Here is a 17202-nt window from a genome sequence, read left to right on the forward strand (position 1 = left end):
GAATTATAAAACGACCCTAAATCAACGCTGACGTGTGGGATTATCGCCAGGCATACCGACGTGGGTTCTCCTCATCGCGTTCGGCATAAACCTGGGAATTGCCGGTATTGCCGTTCGTCGGCGGAGTGTACGCGGGGCAGTGCCGCTCGCCGCGATAATGATCTCTGTCGCACTTTATTCGCTCGGCAACGGCGTTCTGTCGGCAAGCACGACAATGCCGACGTACCGGACCGGTCTCGTTATCAAATACATCGGGGCGGTCGGGCTCGGGCCAACACAGTTCTGGTTCGGGCTGACATACAGCGGCCGGGAATCACTCCTGACCCGCCGACGCTGGGCGCTACTGCTCGCTCCCCCAGTCGTCGTTTTCGGGCTTGTCGTGACTGCACAGTCACACAACCTGCTGTGGACCCTCGACGGGTTCGTGCAGGGACCGCCGCTCGCGAGTCCGGAGCGCGTGAACGGCCCCGTCTTCTGGTTCAATCTCCTGTACCAGTACATTCTGATAGGGACGACGTACGTCATCGTCGGGCTCTTCGGACTCAAGCGAAGCGGTCGGTATCGAACACAGGCGACGTTGATGTTGCTTGGCGGCATTATTCCGCTGATTGCGAGTTTAGTGTTCGTCTTCGGCAGTGATCCGATGGGGTCCGCTGACCCGACAGCGTTCGCGTTCACGTTTACGGGGGTTGTCTTCGCTATCGCGCTCTTTCGCTTTGACCTCCTCGACCTGATGCCCGTCGCGAGACACACGCTCGTTGAAGAGATGTCTGATCCCGTCTTCGTCGTTGATAAAGACGGGCGGCTTGTCGACGTAAACGAGACTGGCACAGACCTCCTCGACGATGAAGGGACGGCGATTGGCCGGTCTGCGTCGGAAGTCATGCCGTCCTACGACTCGCTACCAGACGACGACGGCAATGCCGACGCCGATGTCGTCATCGAAGCTGACGGCGGACCACACTACTTTGATATCAACCGTTCAACGCTCACCGACCAAACCGGCTCAGTGATCGGACAGCTGCTCATCTACCGTGACGTGACTGAGCGCCGTATCGCGGAAGAGCGCTTCCAGCGCCTCATCGAACGGTCTTCGGACATGGTGACGGTTCTGGACGAAGACGGGGAGTTCACGTACGTCAGCCAGCCAGTTAAGAAGATACTCGGATACGAACCTCCCGAGTTGGTCGGTGAGAACGCCGTCGAATACATCCATCCCGACGACAGACAGCGCGTTGTTGAGGACCTGGCCAGATACGTCGACGATTACGGCTACTCCGGCACGTACGTCGTGCGATTCCGCGACGCAGCGGGTAACTGGCGTTTCATCGAAGCGCACGCAACAAATCTGCTCGCCGACCCGTTCGTCGAGGGGATCGTCCTCAATTCCCGAGACGTGACCGAGCAACTACAGCGAAAGCGGAAACTGGAACGGCAGAACGAACGGCTCGACCAGTTTGCGAGCATCGTTGCGCACGACCTCCGGAACCCACTGAACGTCGCAAGTGGACGACTTAGCCTACTTGAGAGCGATGTCGCTAGCCACGACGCGTCGATCGGGACGATTCAGGAGCAACTCGAGCGCATGGAGTCGATCATCGACGACTCGCTCACGTTGGCTCGCTCAGGAGAAACGGTGACTGAGACCGACGAGGTAGACCTCGAACTGATCGCATACGATGCCTGGCAGAGCGTCGAGACTGGCGGGGCGACCCTCGTCGTCGAAACAACGCTCCAGATCGATGGCGACCGTAATCGGCTCCGGAATATGCTCGAAAACCTGTTCCGAAACAGCGTCGAGCACAACGAGTCGGCTGACCTGACCGTCAAAGCCGGGTCCTTACCCGACGCGGTCGGGTTCTACGTTGAAGACACCGGGGCAGGTATCCCCAGCGAAGAACGTGACGCAGTGTTCGAACAGGGATATACCACAAACGCGGAGGGGACAGGATTCGGCCTCGCTATCGTTAAAGACATCGTGCAGGCCCACGGGTGGGACATATCAGCCACTGAGGGCGAGAGCGGCGGAGCCAGGTTCGTGATCGAGTGCCACGAGTCACCTATGGTGAACCAACCCGACACCACATGACGCTGAACGACTCCAGCGACGAATGCCGTCATCGTAGCGTTACCCGCTCCCGTCACTGAAGACGGACCCACCGCTACCGACGATACGACGGCCTCAGCACAAGGGGCGGTGCGACACTCTTACAGGTCGACGTACTGGTCTTCCCATTCGCGGCGGGCGTCGATCTCACGACGCCCGCGGCGCGTAAGCGTATAGAAGTTGGTCCGGCGGTCGCGCTGGCCCTTCTCGACCAGTCCCTTGTCGACCAGAGTGTCGAGGTTCGGGTACAGACGACCGTGATGGATCTCCTTCTCGTAGTACGCTTCGAGCTCCTCCTTGATAGCTAAGCCGTGGGGCTCTTCCCTGCCAGCGATCACGTAGAGAAGGTCACGCTGGAATCCTGTCAAGTCGTGCATCGGTTTTCCTATGTAATGATTTAGTATCTATACTGTTAAATATATCGGCCCAGAGAACTTGATGTTGTTTCGGTAGTCCAGAGTGTCGAATTTTCTGTATTTAGGCCCTCAGTCATCGTTTTGTTCAAATGGTAAATACAGTCAGTATATCATCATTCTTCGGAAACTGATGGCGACAGTATTATTTGTCACTGGAGGGCACTGAGAGGTTGGTAGAAACAGTCCTGCTCGAAAGCGAGCAAGGACTCGACCACAGCGCCGTCGCAGCATATCTCAGAACGGTGGTCGACTCTCCGGGAGATAGATCTGAGATCACGCTCAGCGCAGGGAGGGGTCGGGGCCACGTCGCGCCGCCATCACAGGCGGAGTTCGAGGTGAACGCCGAGCGCGCGAGTCCGGAGTGGGCGACGGTAACTCAGTATCGGAGTCGAACCGGAGTGGCCCGAGAACGCGACAGACACAGAGTGGTCTATCGAGTACGTCGTATCGTCCAGCGGTTCCTTTTCGGATGTACAGCAATCGCTCGTATCTGGTCGTTAGCAGCGAAGTAAGTGGAAAGCGGTCGCGAAAAACGCGACCGCTTGCCGCCCTGAATTGGTCCCCGCTGACGCTTCGGCCCTCCAAGCGAAGCGTCACTTGGTCGAATGGGGCAGAATAACTTAAAAGTACCGGCCCCGTCCAGCAGATGTTAGTTATCGAATTAGAAGCGAATGTAAGCTGTAACTAACCTAGATATGTTCCTCCTCGAGCACCCATCCAAGTGCCCGCTTGTAGTGGGTGAACATCATACGGACCCGCTCGTGATCCATCTCCTCGTCGTCTAGCTGTTCAGCAAGGAACTCGTACTGCTCGCGGATCTCGTCTTCCGAGCGCATACGTTGGCGTAGACAGCCCTCACGGAACAATCTTGAGGGCTGGCCTCTCAGCATCACGTATGAAAGTCCGCGGGGAGCGCGAGTGCCAGGACTGTGGCACGCGATGGCGGTACTACGAGACGGGGAGCATCGCCTGTCCGGACTGTGGCAGCATCCACAGCGTCGGCATCGACGAGCACACCGAACACACGGACGCACCGGCCACCCTCGACCTGACGCCGGTCCGGAGCCGGATCGACGCAGACCCGACCCGGGAGCTCGCTGACGCGGCCGCCGAGCGCTGTCGGGAGTACACACGCAAGCGGGGGTTCATCGACGCGGGCGAGCTTCGCTCGCTCAACCCGACGTTCGTCGCCGCGGTCGAACTCCAGCACGTCGGTGCACACCTCTCCCGGGAGTTGCGCAGCGGCGACCCGGCGGAGCGGTACTTCTACGAACTTCTCGGCAGTGCTGACGACGGCGACCGTCCGGCTGTCGAGTCGGTCCCGTCGGAGCTTCGAGTGCCGTACGGCCTGGCGATGGCGGCCGCCGTCGATAGCTATCAGCGCGACGTACGGACGTATCTGGACGCCAATTCGGAACCGACCGCACGACAGCTCTCCGGACGGATTCGCGACCATCGAAAGCGGATCGAGGCGCTGGACGGCGATGTCGACCCCGCGGACGCCAACCGTCTCGTTCACGCGGCGCGGGACCTGGGGTCGTACATTACCGGCGACGAGAGCGCATTCGTCAGAGCCGAGAACTGGCTTGCCGGAATCGAGAACGACACGGTCTAAGCGGTCACTGGAGCCGCCGTACGAGGGTTTCGTCCAGACAGTTTTCCGGAACCGCATCCCGCCACGCTACGGTCTCTATCGACTCGCCGTCGAGTCCGGGGTCCGACGCGAGGTCCGTGGAGTCAGCCGTCGCGCGATAGGTCCCGAAAAAGAACGTCGCCTCTCGGCCGCCATCGGTCACCGTGACCTCGGTGACGGCAGCCAGTTCGTCGACGGTACTCTCGACGCCCGTCTCCTCGCGTACCTCGCGGCGCACCGCCTCTTGGCGCGTCTCGCCGGCTTCGACGCCGCCGCCCGGAAGCTTCCAGCTCTCGTCCTCGTAGACGAACAGTATCCGGTCCGCCGGGTCGGTGACGAGCGCGCCGACCGCCCAGTGGAGCCCCCGGTCAGCACGGGCGCGGACCCCTTCTACACCCGCTGTGTCGGTCTCGCGAGTCACCCGACGGGTGAGCACGTCACGGTTCTCGAAGGCCGCAAGCGACGGCATTCAGGGCAGGTCGACGTCGATGTCGTGTTGCAGGCCCGTCGCTTTCACCGTGTTGTACAGGAGCATTGCGCGGGTCATCGGGCCGACGCCGCCGGGAACCGGCGTGATCGCGCCCGCGACCTCCTTCGCGCTCTCGTATTCCACGTCGCCGACCAGTTCGTACCCCTTCTCGGTATCAGCGTCGACGCGGTTGATGCCCACGTCGATGACCGTCGCGCCCTCCCCAATCATGTCGCCGTCGATCATCTCCGGGACGCCGGCCGCAGCGACGAGAATGTCGGCGTTGCGGGTCCGCTCGGCGAGGTTCTCGGTGCGGGAGTGACACACCGTCGTCGTCGCATTGCCGCCCGGTGCCTTCTGGATGAGCAGGTTCGCCATCGGCTTACCGACGATGTCCGACCGGCCGACGACGACGGCGTCCTTGCCTTCTGTGTCCACACCCACGCTCTCGATGAGCTTCTGGATGCCGTGGGGTGTGCAGGGCTTGTAGCGGGCGTCACCGGCGACGAGTCGGCCAACGTTCTCCGGGTGGAAGCCGTCGACGTCTTTCATCGGGTCGATGGCTCGCAGGACCGACCTGTCCTCGACGTGGTCGGGGACCGGCATCTGGACCAGGATGCCGTTGACGTCGTCGTCGGCGTTGAGGTCCTCGATAGTGTCGTACAGTTCGGCAGCGTCCGCGTCGGGGTCGATGTCGATGTCGATTGCCTCGATACCGACCTCCTCGCAGTCGTTCTGTTTCATCGAGACGTAGGTCTCGCTGGCCGGGTCCTCGGACATCAGGACCGTCGCCAGCGACGGGCGCTCGCCCGCGTCGGCGAGGTGGTCGATGGACGCGACCAGGTCATCCCGAATCGACTGTGCGACGGCGTCGCCGTCGATAATCTCTGTCATTGGGTACAACGGCGGCGCGGGGCGGTATGAACGTCCCGGATTTCGGCCGGCCGCGACAGGCAGGCGCGCGCTCGCTCAGGGACAGTCCGACTCGGCGACCGACTTCCGCTCGGCCCCCTGCCGGATGGCCCGTGTCGGGCCGCCCGGGACAGCCACCGTCATCGCCTGGCCGCCGTAGCCGTGGGTCTGGTCGTGGCCCGGACTACGACACAGGTCGTATCGTCGGGAACAGTAATGGTCTCCGACCGGGTGAACGGAGCCGTCGAGTGAGCGTGCCGGAGATCACGGCGACCGAGTCGGTCGCCCGCCAGCGTTTCGACCTGCCACCAGTTCGCGTAGCCGTCCTCGCCGTCGTCATCGTGATAGAGTGTTACGTCGAAGCGGTAGTCGTCGCCTTCGTCCGTGAGTTCGACCCCGACGACGTTGGCCTCCCGCAGGTCGAGTTCTGTGGCTGTTTCGGTCTGTCCAGCAGTCGACTCCTGGCCTGTGGGGGTAGCGGCGTCTGTCTCCGCCGCCGTGGCCGTCACTGTCGGCTCGCTCGCGCCGCCGTCGCTTTGCCCGGTTTCCGCCCCTGACTCGCTCTCGAACTGCGTACAGCCAGCGAACACCGACAGGGAGGCACCCAGTGCATAGAGCGTCCGGCGTCGGGTTGTGCGGGGCATACCAGTCGTATCGGAGAGAGATGCCAAAAAGGAGGATGCCAGTGGGCGGACAGCAGAATCCGCGCTCCAGGGCTAGCCTGTCGCTACTCGTACAGCGTGTACTCGTCGGTCATCTCGTCCACGCGGTCGCTGACTTCCGCCACGACATCGTCGTCGTGGGGGGCGTCGACGACCTTGTAGATGAGATCGGCGACCTCGCGGCAGGCGTCCTCGTCGAAACCACGGGTGGTGAGCGCGGGCGTGCCGGCGCGGATGCCCGAGGGGTTGAACGCCGAGCGGGTCTCGCCGGGGACGGTGTTGGCGTTGAGGACGATGCCGGCCTCTTCGAGCGCTTCCTCGACTTCCTTGCCAGTCGTATCCGGATGGGACGGACGGAGGTCGATGAGCACGAGGTGGTTGTCCGTGCCACCGGAGACCAGGTCCAGGCCGTGTTCCTTGAGTCGGTCACCGAGGGCGACGGCGTTGTCGACGGTCTGCTGGGCGTATTGCTCGAACTCAGGGGCCAGCGCCTCGCCGAAGCCGACGGCCTTGCCGGCGACGTTGTGCATCAGCGGGCCGCCCTGGGAGCCGGGGAACACCGCGCTGTCGATGTCGTCGGCGTACTCCTCGTCGCACATGATGATGCCACCGCGGCCGGCGCGGATGGTCTTGTGCGTCGAGCCGGTGACGAAGTCGGCGACGCCGACCGGCGACTCGTGGACGCCAGCGGCGACGAGGCCGGTGATGTGGGCGATGTCCGCGAGGTGGTACGCGTCGACCGCGTCGGCGGCTTCCTGAATCCGCTCGAAGTCGACTTCCCGGGGGTACGCGGAGTAGCCCGAAACGATGATGTCCGGCTCGAACTCCTCTGCGTGGTCGTGGAGGCCCTCGTAGTCGATGTAGCCGGTTTCCTCGTCGACCTTGTACTGTTCGACCTCGTACACCTGGCCGGCGAAGTTCGCTGGGTGGCCGTGCGAGAGGTGGCCGCCGTGCGTCAGGTCCAGCGAGAGGATCTTGTCGCCGGGTTCGAGCACGCCGAGGTAGACGCCCATGTTGGCCTGGGAGCCGGAGTGTGGCTGGACGTTGACGTGGTCCGCGCCCCACAGTTCCTTCGCGCGGTCGATTGCCAGTTCCTCGACGTCGTCGGCGTACTCGCAGCCGCCGTAGTAGCGCTCACCGGGGTAGCCCTCGGCGTACTTGTTCGTCAGTTCGGAGCTCTGTGCCTCCATCACAGCCTCGCTGACGTGGTTCTCACTGGCGATCATCGCCAGCGTGTCGTTCTGCCGGCCTCGTTCGCCCTCCAGGGCGTCTGCGACTGCCGGGTCCGCTTCCCGTACGGTTTCGTAGCTCATGTATCCGAGTCAGGACCGATACGACAATAATCTACCCTTTGGGCCACGTATGTGCTATGTTATCACACATTGTCCGGTGCCGCGGGTACAGTTGGGGAGACGACATCCTGACACCCGTACGTATATATCAGATGACGTTCCACATGTCTATGCATGGTCACCTGGGGGGTGGCAGGCGAGCGGGTGGACCGGAACAGCAGTAACACGCCGGAGTGGGATGGAGAAACGGTCGACCCGAGCGCACTGGTGCGCCAGTTACACGATCGAGAAGTTACGGACGGCGAACAGTTACCACATCGTGTCGACGACTGCTACAGCGGGTCCGTCACCGAGTTAGCACTGCCGGCGGTGGATGCCACGGTAACCCGAGTCGCTACTGACACGAATACTGGAGCAGTTGATTCACCGACGACCCTAGAGGAGGGGGAGTACCTGCTGACGATGGAGGCCCGTGCTGCGGATAGCGACCGAGGGTCGCCGTTGGGCGTCGTTGACGACATTCGGATCCACGTCCGCTTCGACGGGCCGGCGTCGCTCCACTCGGCCGGCATTACCTCTGTCCTCGGTTTCCAAGAGCCGACGAGTATTACCGTCGGGTTCGTCTGGGAGACGAGCGCGGAGCGGCCGCATCTGCAGGTCCCCGCGACACCTGCCGGACTCGCAACGGCGATTACCCATCTGAGTGGGGCCCATCATACGATGCAGCCGTCCCGCTCACATCCGGAACTCCGCGGCCATCCGCCGATAGTCACGACCGGCGAGACGACCCGTATTCCCGAACCGGTTCGGCAGAACCGTCCGGAGACTGGCATCACGCTCCGTGTTCCGGAGTGCGAGGCGGAACTGCTCGTCAGCGCCCCGCTGGCGTACTATCTCGGGGCCGAAGTGGTAGTCGAGTCACGGGATGCAGCACTGTTGACGGCCGACGGCACGTCGGTACACCGCTCTTTCGACGCGTGGCCGTCGCTACAGGCCGGCGTCGCGGCGCTGCTCCGGAAGGTGTTCTACCTCGACTGTCTGGTCAGACGCGTCGATCCAGCCGAGAGTGGCGCTCGTATCACGTCCGCGCTCTCGCTCGACCCGGACACAGTTCGGTCGCTGTCGCCGGCTGGACGGCTCGAGCGGTACATCGATGTCTCCGACGAGGCCGTGAACTCGATTCTGCCGGAGTGGCCACTCTCGACGTACGTCTCACCCGAACCGGAACGAGTCCGATGCCTGCCGTTCCTGCTCGACCGACTCAGTCTCATCTACCTGCCGGACAGCTCCCGGCTCGACCAGGATGAGCTTCTCGACAGGACGCTGTCGGATTCGTATCTGAGCCGCGGTTCGGCCGAGCGCCCACCGGTCATCGAGCCGAACCTACGCGAGGGCCAACTGCACTCGTGGCTCGCTCCGGGGAACCCGATAGACGCCTGTAAAACGCCGGCGGAGGCGTACGTGAACCGCTACCGGAGTCAGAACCGGGATGCCGACAGCCAACGGGTCGCGGTCGTCCTCAACGACGAGGAGATGGCCGGCGAACACACGGAAGTCACAGAGATATACCGGGCCGCGGACCTGCCGATGGACGTCCAGGTCAGCGAACTGCTGTCGGTCAACGAACTGGCCGACGTGTTCGAACAGCCGGCCGATTTCGTCCACTTCATCGGCCACTGCGACGAGGAGGGACTGCGCTGTCCCGACGGCAATCTGGCGCTGTCGTCGCTGTCGGAAGCCCGAACGCAGACGTTCTTCCTGAACGCCTGTGGCTCCTATGACGAAGGGCTTGACCTCGTCAAACAGGGCGCGGTCGCCGGTGCGGTGACACTCACCGACGTGCTGGACAAACACGCCGCCCTGGTCGGGACCGCCTTCGCGCGCCTACTCAGTAACGGATTCAGCATTCAGCGAGCGCTGGAACTCGCTCGCCGGCGGATAATGATGTGCAAGGACTACGCGGTCGTCGGCGACGGCACCTACTCTATCGTTCCCAATCCCGCACACCCCGCGGTCGTCTGGGTCTCCAAAGGGGAAATGGGATTCGACGTCCAGTGTACGGTCGTGTCCCCGGAACGGCCCGGTGAGAGCTACCGCCTGCCGTTCGACGACAGCGCCGCGCTGAACGGCGAACAGACGAGCCACTCGCTCGGCGCTACGGAGTTGGCCGACGCGCTGGGCCAGACCTCACTGCCCGTCATCTTCGACGGGGAGTTTCACTGGTCCGACGACCTCGCTGCGCGTCTCCGGACGGACTTCTGACGAGCGCGAAGCTGTCAGACTCCGTGACGGAAGCCGAGACGGCCGTCATCTATTTTCGAACCGGCCACCCGAGGAGCCGTATTGATGCGACACTCTCCGTACGCACTCAGGTACAGATTTGATACTGTGCTCCAGTCGTGGCTTCCGGCGGGTAGGAGACAGTGACAGTAACCACTGATTCGAGCGAATTCGCGTGACGACGACGAGCAGAACAGATGGTTCAGTCCGTGAGACGAACGGCTTCTGCTTAGGACAGTTGACCAATATTTTATCGCCTCTCATCGGTGGGTGTTGTCGGATTGTTGGCGAAATCAACACAGTATGGCCGGTAAAATTAAATATAATAATACACTATATACTTGGAAGGGACAATGACTGAAAATCTCCTGCAAGACGACGTTGGGTCTATGTTGACCACGGTGTTTGGGGCAACTGACGAGCCGGTGTACGTCGTGAACCCGTCGCGGCGGACCATCTCTGAGCTTGTATCGACACTGGACGCGGATTCGGGCGCTCCCGAAGTTCGGCTGCTCGCCGACGAGCGCGCACTGAAAGACGTCATGGACGACTTCCTCGTTGCGAGCACCGCGGCCGACCTCATCGACGAGGAGCGGCTCACGATGCGACTGCTCGACGACGTGCCGAACCACTCGGTCGCGGTAACTGTCGATACGGTGTACGCACTCGTCACCATCAGCGACACGGTCGGCGGTCTCGGGACCGACGACGCGGCGTTCGTCGACAACGCCTACGACTACTACGGCTCGACCTGGGAAGACGCCGACGAGTACTCGCTCCGGACGCCGCCGCTCAACCGCGTCCAGAGCACGCTGGAAGCCGACATCGGCCCGGAAACCGCGTCGGACTTCAACGACGTTCTCAGCTCTCTGTCGACGGCTCGTGGCGACGGCGACGGTCTCGACGAGGTCACCATCAGCCTGCTCGTGGCCGCACGGAACGGCGAACTGCTGTACGACATCAGCAAATGGGGCGAAGACGTCGGACTGGCGAGCAAGGCGACGTTCTCGCGGACGAAGACGAAGCTCGAAGACATGAACCTCATCGACACGGAGAAGGTCCCGATCGACGTGGGCCGACCGCGGCTCCGCCTGATGCTCGGTGACGACCGGCTCAAAGACGCCGAGCCGGACGAGCTGGCCTCCGTGGCTCAGTCGATCCTCGCCGCGTAGGTTTTTCCCGCTCCACCGCGAGGGGTTCGGCATGCAAACTGTCGAAGTCGTCGGGCGTGGACCGGCCGTCGACGCACTCACTGCGTTTCTCGCTGATATCGACGTTACAGTAGCACAGCCGTCGACACCGGCGAACAGTAGTGGCGACCTCGCCGTCGTCGTCGATACTGTCGGGTCAGAGACGTTTGCGGCGTGGAACGACCGAGCGAAAGGCGATGACGTCCCGTGGGTCGCCGTCGAACTGGGCGGCGTCGGCGGCGTCCCGGTGACTGACGCCGCGATCAGCGGCTTCGGACCCGAAACGGGCTGTTTCGACTGTCTGCGGACTCGGGTCGAGGCGACGGTCGACGAGACCGAGGAGATCACAGAAGCCCCGGCGGCGGCCACGCAACGATTCACGGGAGCGCTGGCGGGCCGACTGGTAACCCAGTTTCTCGACGGCGACACTGCCCTCTTCGGGACAGTTACGGAACTCCCACATACGCAGCGCCGGTTCCTCCCCGTCCCGGGCTGTGACTGCAGTGAGACGCCGAGCCGTACCCTCGGCGACGGTCGCCGAACGGCCCCGGACAGCGAGGCGCTCTCGCGGGCGGAACTGGGCCTCGACGACCGGGTCGGTATCGCCACGGAGGTCGGCGAAGTCGAGTCGTTCCCCGCCCCGTACTACCTGTCGACGCTCGCCGAGACTGCCGGTTTCAGCGACGTATCGGCCGCCGCCAAGGCCGCCGGTGTTGCCATCGACTGGGACACGGCGTTCATGAAAGCGCTGGGCGAGAACTACGAGCGGTACGCGGCCGGGGTCTACCGAGAAAGGAATCTGCGGCACGGGACGGTCGTCGATGTTCCGGATGCCGTCGCACCCGACGCGTTCGTCAGGGACGAGGCCGAATGGGACGACTCGACGGCGCTTCCCTGGGTCCCGGCCGAAAATCTGCTGACCGACGAACGGCGGTCGCTTCCCGCCGAGACCGTCCACTATCCGCCGCCATCGAACGTGGTTAGACCGGCAACGACGACCGGGCTCGGGCTCGGAAACACCGTCACCGAGGCGCTGCTGACCGGGCTCTACGAGGTCATCGAGCGCGACGCCGCGATGCTGTCGTGGTACTCGACGTTCGAGCCGCTTCGAGTTGCCGTCGACGACCACGAGCGGTACGACACGCTCCGGCGTCGCGCGGCGTCCGAGGGGCTCGAGGTGACGGCGCTGTTACTGACACAGGACGTGGACGTGCCGGTCATCACCGTCGCACTGGAACAGGACGAGTGGCCTCGCTTCGCACTCGGCACCGATGCGGATCTGGACCCGGGTACGGCCGCCGTCGGTGCGCTGGAAGAGGCGCTCCAGAACTGGATGGAACTCGACAGCATGGGTCCCGAGGCGGCCATGGACGCACAGGGTGCAATCGGGCGCTACGCCGAATCACCCGGCGAGGGGGCCGACCTGACGGCCACCGAGACGGCGGTCCCGCTGGACTCGCTCGGCCCGGACGCAGACCTCTCCGGCGAGGCGGAGCTAGAGACGTTGTGTGACCGGGCAGCTGACGCGGGACTCACGCCCTACGGAGCGCGGCTGACGACGCGCGACCTCGAACAGCTCGGGTTCGAGGCCGTCCGTGTCGTCTGTCCGTCGGCACAGCCGCTGTTCTTCGGTGATTCGTTCTTCGGCGAGCGGGCCGAAGCCGTGCCTGCTGACCTGGGCTTCGAGCCGCGGCTCGACAGGGAGCATCATCCGTTCCCGTAGCAACAGCCGACGAGCGAGAGTCAGATACCGGACAGTCCGTATTCAGATGCCGAACGTCGCCCGCAGCATGTCCCGCGTGCCCGGCCCGAGGCCGACCGCGGTAACGGCGATGAGCAACAGCAGCGCGTACCGCGGGCTGTCGTCGATGAACTCCTGGTTGAACAGCGAGACGACCAGCGAGGCGACAGCGAGCTTGACAATCAGGAACGGCCACGACGTGCCGATAGCAGCAGTCAGACCGGCTGACTGGAGAGATTCGGTGGCTTCAATGATGAATGCGTTGGCCGGGTGTTTCGGGTAGTACGTCAGCGGGACGTTGAGCGCGTCAAGCCAGTCAGCCAGCAGGACGTTCGCGACGCCGTCGATGGCGTGGCCCCAGATGACCAGCAAGCCGATATAGCCGGTTCCGTCGTTCAGCGCCGGTCGATAGGACTCGAACAGGCGGTACAGACCGTACGACAGCGCCGATGCCAGTGCGACAGTCGTGATGAGGACTGACGGGTACAGCGTCGCGTACTCGCGTGTGAGCGCGACAAACGTAAGATAGAGTAGCGTCACGGCGACGAAAATGCTACCAACAGCGCCAGTCGTCCGGTAGTAGCTGTCGACGATGCCGCGCTGTTCGAGGTCCACGCAGACGACGAGGACGAGCAGCGTCAGTAGGAACACCGTGCCGTAAATAACGGGACTGATGATGAGTGAACTCAGCGGATACTCGACGATGGGTGAGACGCCGGCATCCACCGCGCGGTCGGTCGCGTCCTCGACAGTCCGCAACGCGCCGCCGAGCAACATGAACGGCACGAACGCGAAGTAGAGCTTCGGGTCCTCGGCGATGTCCAGTCGCTCGAGGAGGAAGTAGACGCCGACGAGCATATACACCAGAATCAACATGTAGCCGATCTCGGAGACGATAGTGTATCCCGGCTCGGCGATGAGCCGTCCCTCCTGAATAGCCGCCCTACAGCCATCGTACAGCGGTTGTGGCCCGGATGCAGTCATCTCGGCACAGCTGGCCGCCTTGGCGTCCGCGTACACTGGCCCCCAGAAGTACTGCCAGAGGAACCGATCCCAGACGGCCTGTGGAGCGGCCATAACGGCTCCGACCGCGACGAGGAGGACGGCAGCGAAAGAGCCCACCCAGAGCTGGCCGGGCCCGTACTCATCGACGGCTCGCTCGAACGTTTCCATGGCCGAGTGACCGGTGGCAGGCGGTTTTAGCGTTCCGGTCCCGTGTGCGTGGAGCGGACTTCCGCGAGCCAGACGCGGCGGGATTTGATGGAGAAACTGTGTTCAATCCTCAGCGAGTGCCTCGTTGCCGGCCACCACGAAGGCCTCGTGTGCCTCGCCGTTGGAGGCGACGACGGAATCGCTGTCGTGGGTCCAGGGCTCGCCATCGAGGTCAGTGACCGTGCCGCCAGCCCGTCTGACCATATGGACGCCAGCGAGCGTGTCCCAGGGGGCCATCGGGCGCGTGCAAACGAGCCCTTCGAGCGCCCCGTCGGCAACGTGTGCCAGCGTGGCCTGGAACGAACCCAGACGCCGAATGTCGCCGAAGCGGTCGCCGACAGCGCTACACAGCCGACCGAACTCGTCCCTATCGTCGCGATCCCACCAGCCGACAGGAGCCACGGCGAACGTCTCCGGGTCGGTTCGACCACTTACCGACAGTTCGGTCCCGTCTCGTGTCACGCTTTCGGGGCCAGCCGCGTAGAGGTCGCCATACGAGGGGAGATAGGTCACCGATGCGACCGGCTCGCCGTCGACAACTGCGCTGACGACCGTCCCCCACAGACGCATTCCACGGACGTAGTTCGCCGTCCCGTCGATCGGGTCGATGACCCACACAGAGCCGCTATTTGGGATGCTATCGACCGCTTCAGGCTCGGAGTCAACGTCCGGGCCAGCTAACGTTGAGAGGTCTTCCTCACAGAGGAACCGGTCACGGGAGAACTCCGCTCGAATCGTGGCGACGACTTGCCGCTGGGCGTCACGGTCCGTCTCCGTGACGAGATCGTTTTTGTTGGCCTTCGACTCGACACTGAGGTCGCCCCGGAACTGCTCCCGAGCAACGACACCGCCAGCGCGGGCCGCTCGCTCGGCGACCGCCGCCCGGTGGCTTGCATCTGTCATACCTGACGCTGGACCTCCCTTGTTCAAACCATCTCGCCTTCCAGCAAAACAGGGCCGACGGATGGCGATGGGTTACTCTTCTTCGACAGCCTCGTCAACAGCGTCGAGAATGGCTTCGGCGATGTCCCGCGCCTCATTGGGCGTGTACAGGACCTGGTTCCCCAGTGACTGTTCAATACGGACGTAGCCGTCGTCGTCCTCAATGGAGAAAAACGCTGTATTCTCCAGCGGTGGCACATGCAGGCTCGCCCCCTCGGACTGATCGGTGGCCATGTTATCGTTTAGCACACAGGGCGGCTTAAATCTACGGCTCTGGACAACAGCGGCCGCCCAATTACAAATATTAATAATCAGACCCCAACGGCTTATACTCAGTCCAGGTATGTACGTATATGGCATCGATACGTGGGGCACTTCGGTTCAGCAAGGACATCTCGGTTATCATGCTTTTGGGAGTCGTCTACGTCCTTGGGCTGAGCGTCGCAACGCTCATCAGTGCATCGGAGGAGCGACTGCCGCGGATACACGCCGTTAGTGGCGAGATACGGAGTCGGCTTCGTCGCCCAGTGTGAGACGCTCAGCAACCATGACGCCAAAGCCACCGACCGGTACATGGAATCAGGTGGCTGTACCCGGAACGCGCTACTCGAATTGACGCATTTTCCCGATTACAGACTATCCGAAACGACTGCCCAGTGCCTCTCGTAGTAGTTTCCCGGTGTAGTTCGACATTCGCAGACGTGACTTCCTAGTGATGGTTCTCGTTTTATCACCTTGCTTGAGATATCCGGCGCTGAAACCGCGGGAGACATAGTCTACTAGTCTGATAGATATCTGCTTCACAACGTACATTAGTGCGTGAATAATGTGCTTTATTGATAGATGGCACGCCACACTGTGGTCATGGGTCGAAGAGATCGTGTACAATCAGGGGAGGAGAGGGATTCTCATGACAACTATTGTTATTAATGATGGATTATCCCACCCGACAGCTTTATTATATGCTGCTTTGACATGACACTCTGTGTGGAAGCCGTGCGGTACATATCAGAAATTCGGCATTGAACTCAGATAAAATGGGGCCTACTAGCCGTGTTCATCGGAAGCCGCTCAGGGGAGTGGAGAGTGTATGCTACCAGACGCACCAGCGATAGCCGAGGTACGGGAATGACGATACAAGCAAATCAGGCAAATCAAGCGGGTCAACAGGGGATCACGAAGGCTGTAGACGAGTTTCTCGTCACGCCGGAGAGCGAAGTCACGCCGGTTTTGAGCGTCGTGATGCCCACCCTCAACGAGGAGAAAGGGATCGTCGAATGTATTGATCGGATCAAGACAGCGATCTCGGAGTTACGTGTGCCGACCGAGATCATCGTGAGCGACAGTTCGACCGACGCGACTCCGGAGTTAGCTCGCGAGCGGGGTGCGACAGTCGTGACACCTGATGAACCGGGCTATGGCTATGCGTATCGCTACGCGTTCGACAAGGCACGGGGAGAGTACATTGCGATGGGTGATGCTGACACGACGTACGATTTCGAGATGATTCCCCAGCTCCTCGAACCGGTCCAGAACGGCGACGCGGACATCTGTATGGGGAGCCGACTGGAGGGCGAGATCCGGGACGGGTCGATGCCGCCACTCCACAAATACGTCGGAAACCCGCTGTTGACGCGGTTCCTGAACACGTTCTATGGAGCCGGTGTAAGCGATGCACACAGCGGCTTCCGTGTGTTCACCAAGGACGCGCTCGAAACGCTAGAGCTAGAGACGACCGGGATGGAGTTCGCCAGCGAAATGATCATGGAAGCCGGTGCGAACGACCTCACCATAGAGGAGGTCCCGATTATCTACCACGAGCGGGAAGGCGAGGAGACGCTCGATAGTTTCAGTGACGGCTGGCGACACGTCCGCTTCATGCTCGTGAACGCGCCGGACTACCTGTTCTCGTATCCGGCTCTGTTGCTAGTGTCGGTCGGGGCAGTGTTGATGTCGCTATCAATCGCTCGGCTGTCGATCGGTGGCGTCAACTTCGGCATACAGACGATGGTCGGCGGGTCGTTGCTGGCAATCGTCGGGTATCAGGTCTGGACGCTCGCGCTGTTCAGTTCCATCGCCGCGAACCCGATAAACAAGCCCGAGGGTGTGCTTGTCGGCATGATACGGGAGCGGTTCCAGTTGGAGCACGGCGCGTCCATCGGCATTCTCGCGGCTGCAGTCGGGATTCTGTACCTCGGGAGCGTGTTCGGACAGTGGCTGCTCGCCGGCGAGGCGGCGTTACCGTCAGCTACAGCGACCCTTCTGGCCTCGACAGTCGTAGTGCTGGGGCTACAGACAGTGTTCGGGTCGTTCTTCATGAGTATGCTAGCAGACAGCAGCTAACCG

The 17202-nt window shown here is 62.4% G+C and carries 16 protein-coding genes and 1 pseudogene; 8 read left to right on the forward strand and 9 right to left on the reverse strand.

From position 1 onward, the window contains the following. Positions 1 to 34: 34 nt before the first annotated feature. Positions 35 to 2089, forward strand: coding sequence for a histidine kinase N-terminal 7TM domain-containing protein (locus tag SG26_RS16025; RefSeq protein WP_079980832.1), 2055 nt, complete (start codon positions 35 to 37; stop codon positions 2087 to 2089). Between the two features lie 119 nt (positions 2090 to 2208). Here the strand turns inward: SG26_RS16025 and SG26_RS16030 are convergent, their stop codons facing one another. Further along, positions 2209 to 2484 (reverse strand): PadR family transcriptional regulator, encoded by a 276-nt coding sequence (locus SG26_RS16030; protein WP_004518082.1) that lies wholly within the window; start codon positions 2482 to 2484, stop codon positions 2209 to 2211. Positions 2485 to 2693: 209 nt separating this feature from the next. Here SG26_RS16030 and SG26_RS21190 point away from each other — a divergent pair, with 209 nt between their 5' ends. Next, a complete protein-coding gene (locus tag SG26_RS21190; RefSeq protein ID WP_175055157.1) occupies positions 2694 to 3035 on the forward strand; it encodes an amphi-Trp domain-containing protein in 342 nt (113 codons plus the stop codon). 177 nt (positions 3036 to 3212) lie between these two features. Here SG26_RS21190 and SG26_RS21705 read toward each other — a convergent pair whose 3' ends face one another. Continuing rightward, positions 3213 to 3359: a hypothetical protein gene (locus SG26_RS21705; RefSeq protein ID WP_004961170.1), complete on the reverse strand. Its 147-nt coding sequence runs from the start codon at positions 3357 to 3359 to the stop codon at positions 3213 to 3215. Between the two features lie 59 nt (positions 3360 to 3418). On the opposite strand from SG26_RS21705, the gene SG26_RS16035 reads away from it, so the two are divergent. Continuing rightward, positions 3419 to 4138 (forward strand): hypothetical protein, encoded by a 720-nt coding sequence (locus SG26_RS16035; RefSeq protein WP_050007612.1) that lies wholly within the window; start codon positions 3419 to 3421, stop codon positions 4136 to 4138. 4 nt (positions 4139 to 4142) lie between these two features. On the opposite strand, the gene SG26_RS16040 is transcribed toward SG26_RS16035, so the two are convergent. From SG26_RS16040 to glyA, 4 genes and pseudogenes are all read right to left on the reverse strand, one after another. After that, entirely contained in the window at positions 4143 to 4625 is a 483-nt protein-coding gene (locus SG26_RS16040) for an NUDIX hydrolase (protein ID WP_050038113.1), read from the reverse strand. Then, entirely contained in the window at positions 4626 to 5519 is an 894-nt protein-coding gene (locus tag SG26_RS16045) for a bifunctional methylenetetrahydrofolate dehydrogenase/methenyltetrahydrofolate cyclohydrolase (RefSeq protein WP_050038114.1), read from the reverse strand. Positions 5520 to 5594: 75 nt separating this feature from the next. Continuing rightward, a pseudogene (locus SG26_RS16050) lies at positions 5595 to 6181 on the reverse strand (hypothetical protein). A gap of 83 nt (positions 6182 to 6264) precedes the next feature. Next, the gene (gene glyA, locus SG26_RS16055) at positions 6265 to 7512 is read right to left on the reverse strand and encodes a serine hydroxymethyltransferase (RefSeq protein ID WP_050038115.1); all 1248 of its coding nucleotides are present in this window, start codon (positions 7510 to 7512) and stop codon (positions 6265 to 6267) included. A gap of 153 nt (positions 7513 to 7665) precedes the next feature. Here glyA and SG26_RS16060 point away from each other — a divergent pair, with 153 nt between their 5' ends. The 3 genes from SG26_RS16060 (at position 7666) to SG26_RS16070 (ending at position 12684) form a co-directional block, all read left to right on the forward strand. Next, complete coding sequence (locus SG26_RS16060; RefSeq protein WP_050038116.1) at positions 7666 to 9753, forward strand: hypothetical protein; 2088 nt, start codon at positions 7666 to 7668, stop codon at positions 9751 to 9753. Between the two features lie 371 nt (positions 9754 to 10124). Next, positions 10125 to 10943 (forward strand): transcriptional regulator TbsP, encoded by an 819-nt coding sequence (gene tbsP / locus SG26_RS16065; RefSeq protein WP_008309020.1) that lies wholly within the window; start codon positions 10125 to 10127, stop codon positions 10941 to 10943. A gap of 31 nt (positions 10944 to 10974) precedes the next feature. Then, complete coding sequence (locus SG26_RS16070; RefSeq protein WP_050038117.1) at positions 10975 to 12684, forward strand: YcaO-like family protein; 1710 nt, start codon at positions 10975 to 10977, stop codon at positions 12682 to 12684. 42 nt (positions 12685 to 12726) lie between these two features. On the opposite strand, the gene SG26_RS16075 is transcribed toward SG26_RS16070, so the two are convergent. From SG26_RS16075 to SG26_RS16085, 3 genes are all read right to left on the reverse strand, one after another. After that, entirely contained in the window at positions 12727 to 13875 is a 1149-nt protein-coding gene (locus tag SG26_RS16075; protein ID WP_014040450.1) for a DUF63 family protein, read from the reverse strand. Between the two features lie 102 nt (positions 13876 to 13977). Further along, entirely contained in the window at positions 13978 to 14817 is an 840-nt protein-coding gene (locus tag SG26_RS16080; RefSeq protein WP_050038118.1) for an inositol monophosphatase, read from the reverse strand. Positions 14818 to 14889: 72 nt separating this feature from the next. Then, positions 14890 to 15090: a hypothetical protein gene (locus SG26_RS16085; RefSeq protein ID WP_004518094.1), complete on the reverse strand. Its 201-nt coding sequence runs from the start codon at positions 15088 to 15090 to the stop codon at positions 14890 to 14892. A gap of 119 nt (positions 15091 to 15209) precedes the next feature. Here SG26_RS16085 and SG26_RS21195 point away from each other — a divergent pair, with 119 nt between their 5' ends. Both SG26_RS21195 and SG26_RS16090 read left to right on the forward strand, forming a co-directional pair. Beyond that, complete coding sequence (locus SG26_RS21195) at positions 15210 to 15389, forward strand: hypothetical protein (RefSeq protein WP_129755198.1); 180 nt, start codon at positions 15210 to 15212, stop codon at positions 15387 to 15389. Positions 15390 to 15984: 595 nt separating this feature from the next. Beyond that, positions 15985 to 17199, forward strand: a complete 1215-nt coding sequence (locus SG26_RS16090) for a glycosyltransferase family 2 protein (RefSeq protein ID WP_014040453.1) — start codon at positions 15985 to 15987, stop codon at positions 17197 to 17199. Positions 17200 to 17202: the final 3 nt, after the last annotated feature.

The sequence above is a fragment of the Haloarcula sp. CBA1115 genome, from assembly GCF_000827835.1.
Classification (GTDB): domain Archaea; phylum Halobacteriota; class Halobacteria; order Halobacteriales; family Haloarculaceae; genus Haloarcula; species Haloarcula hispanica.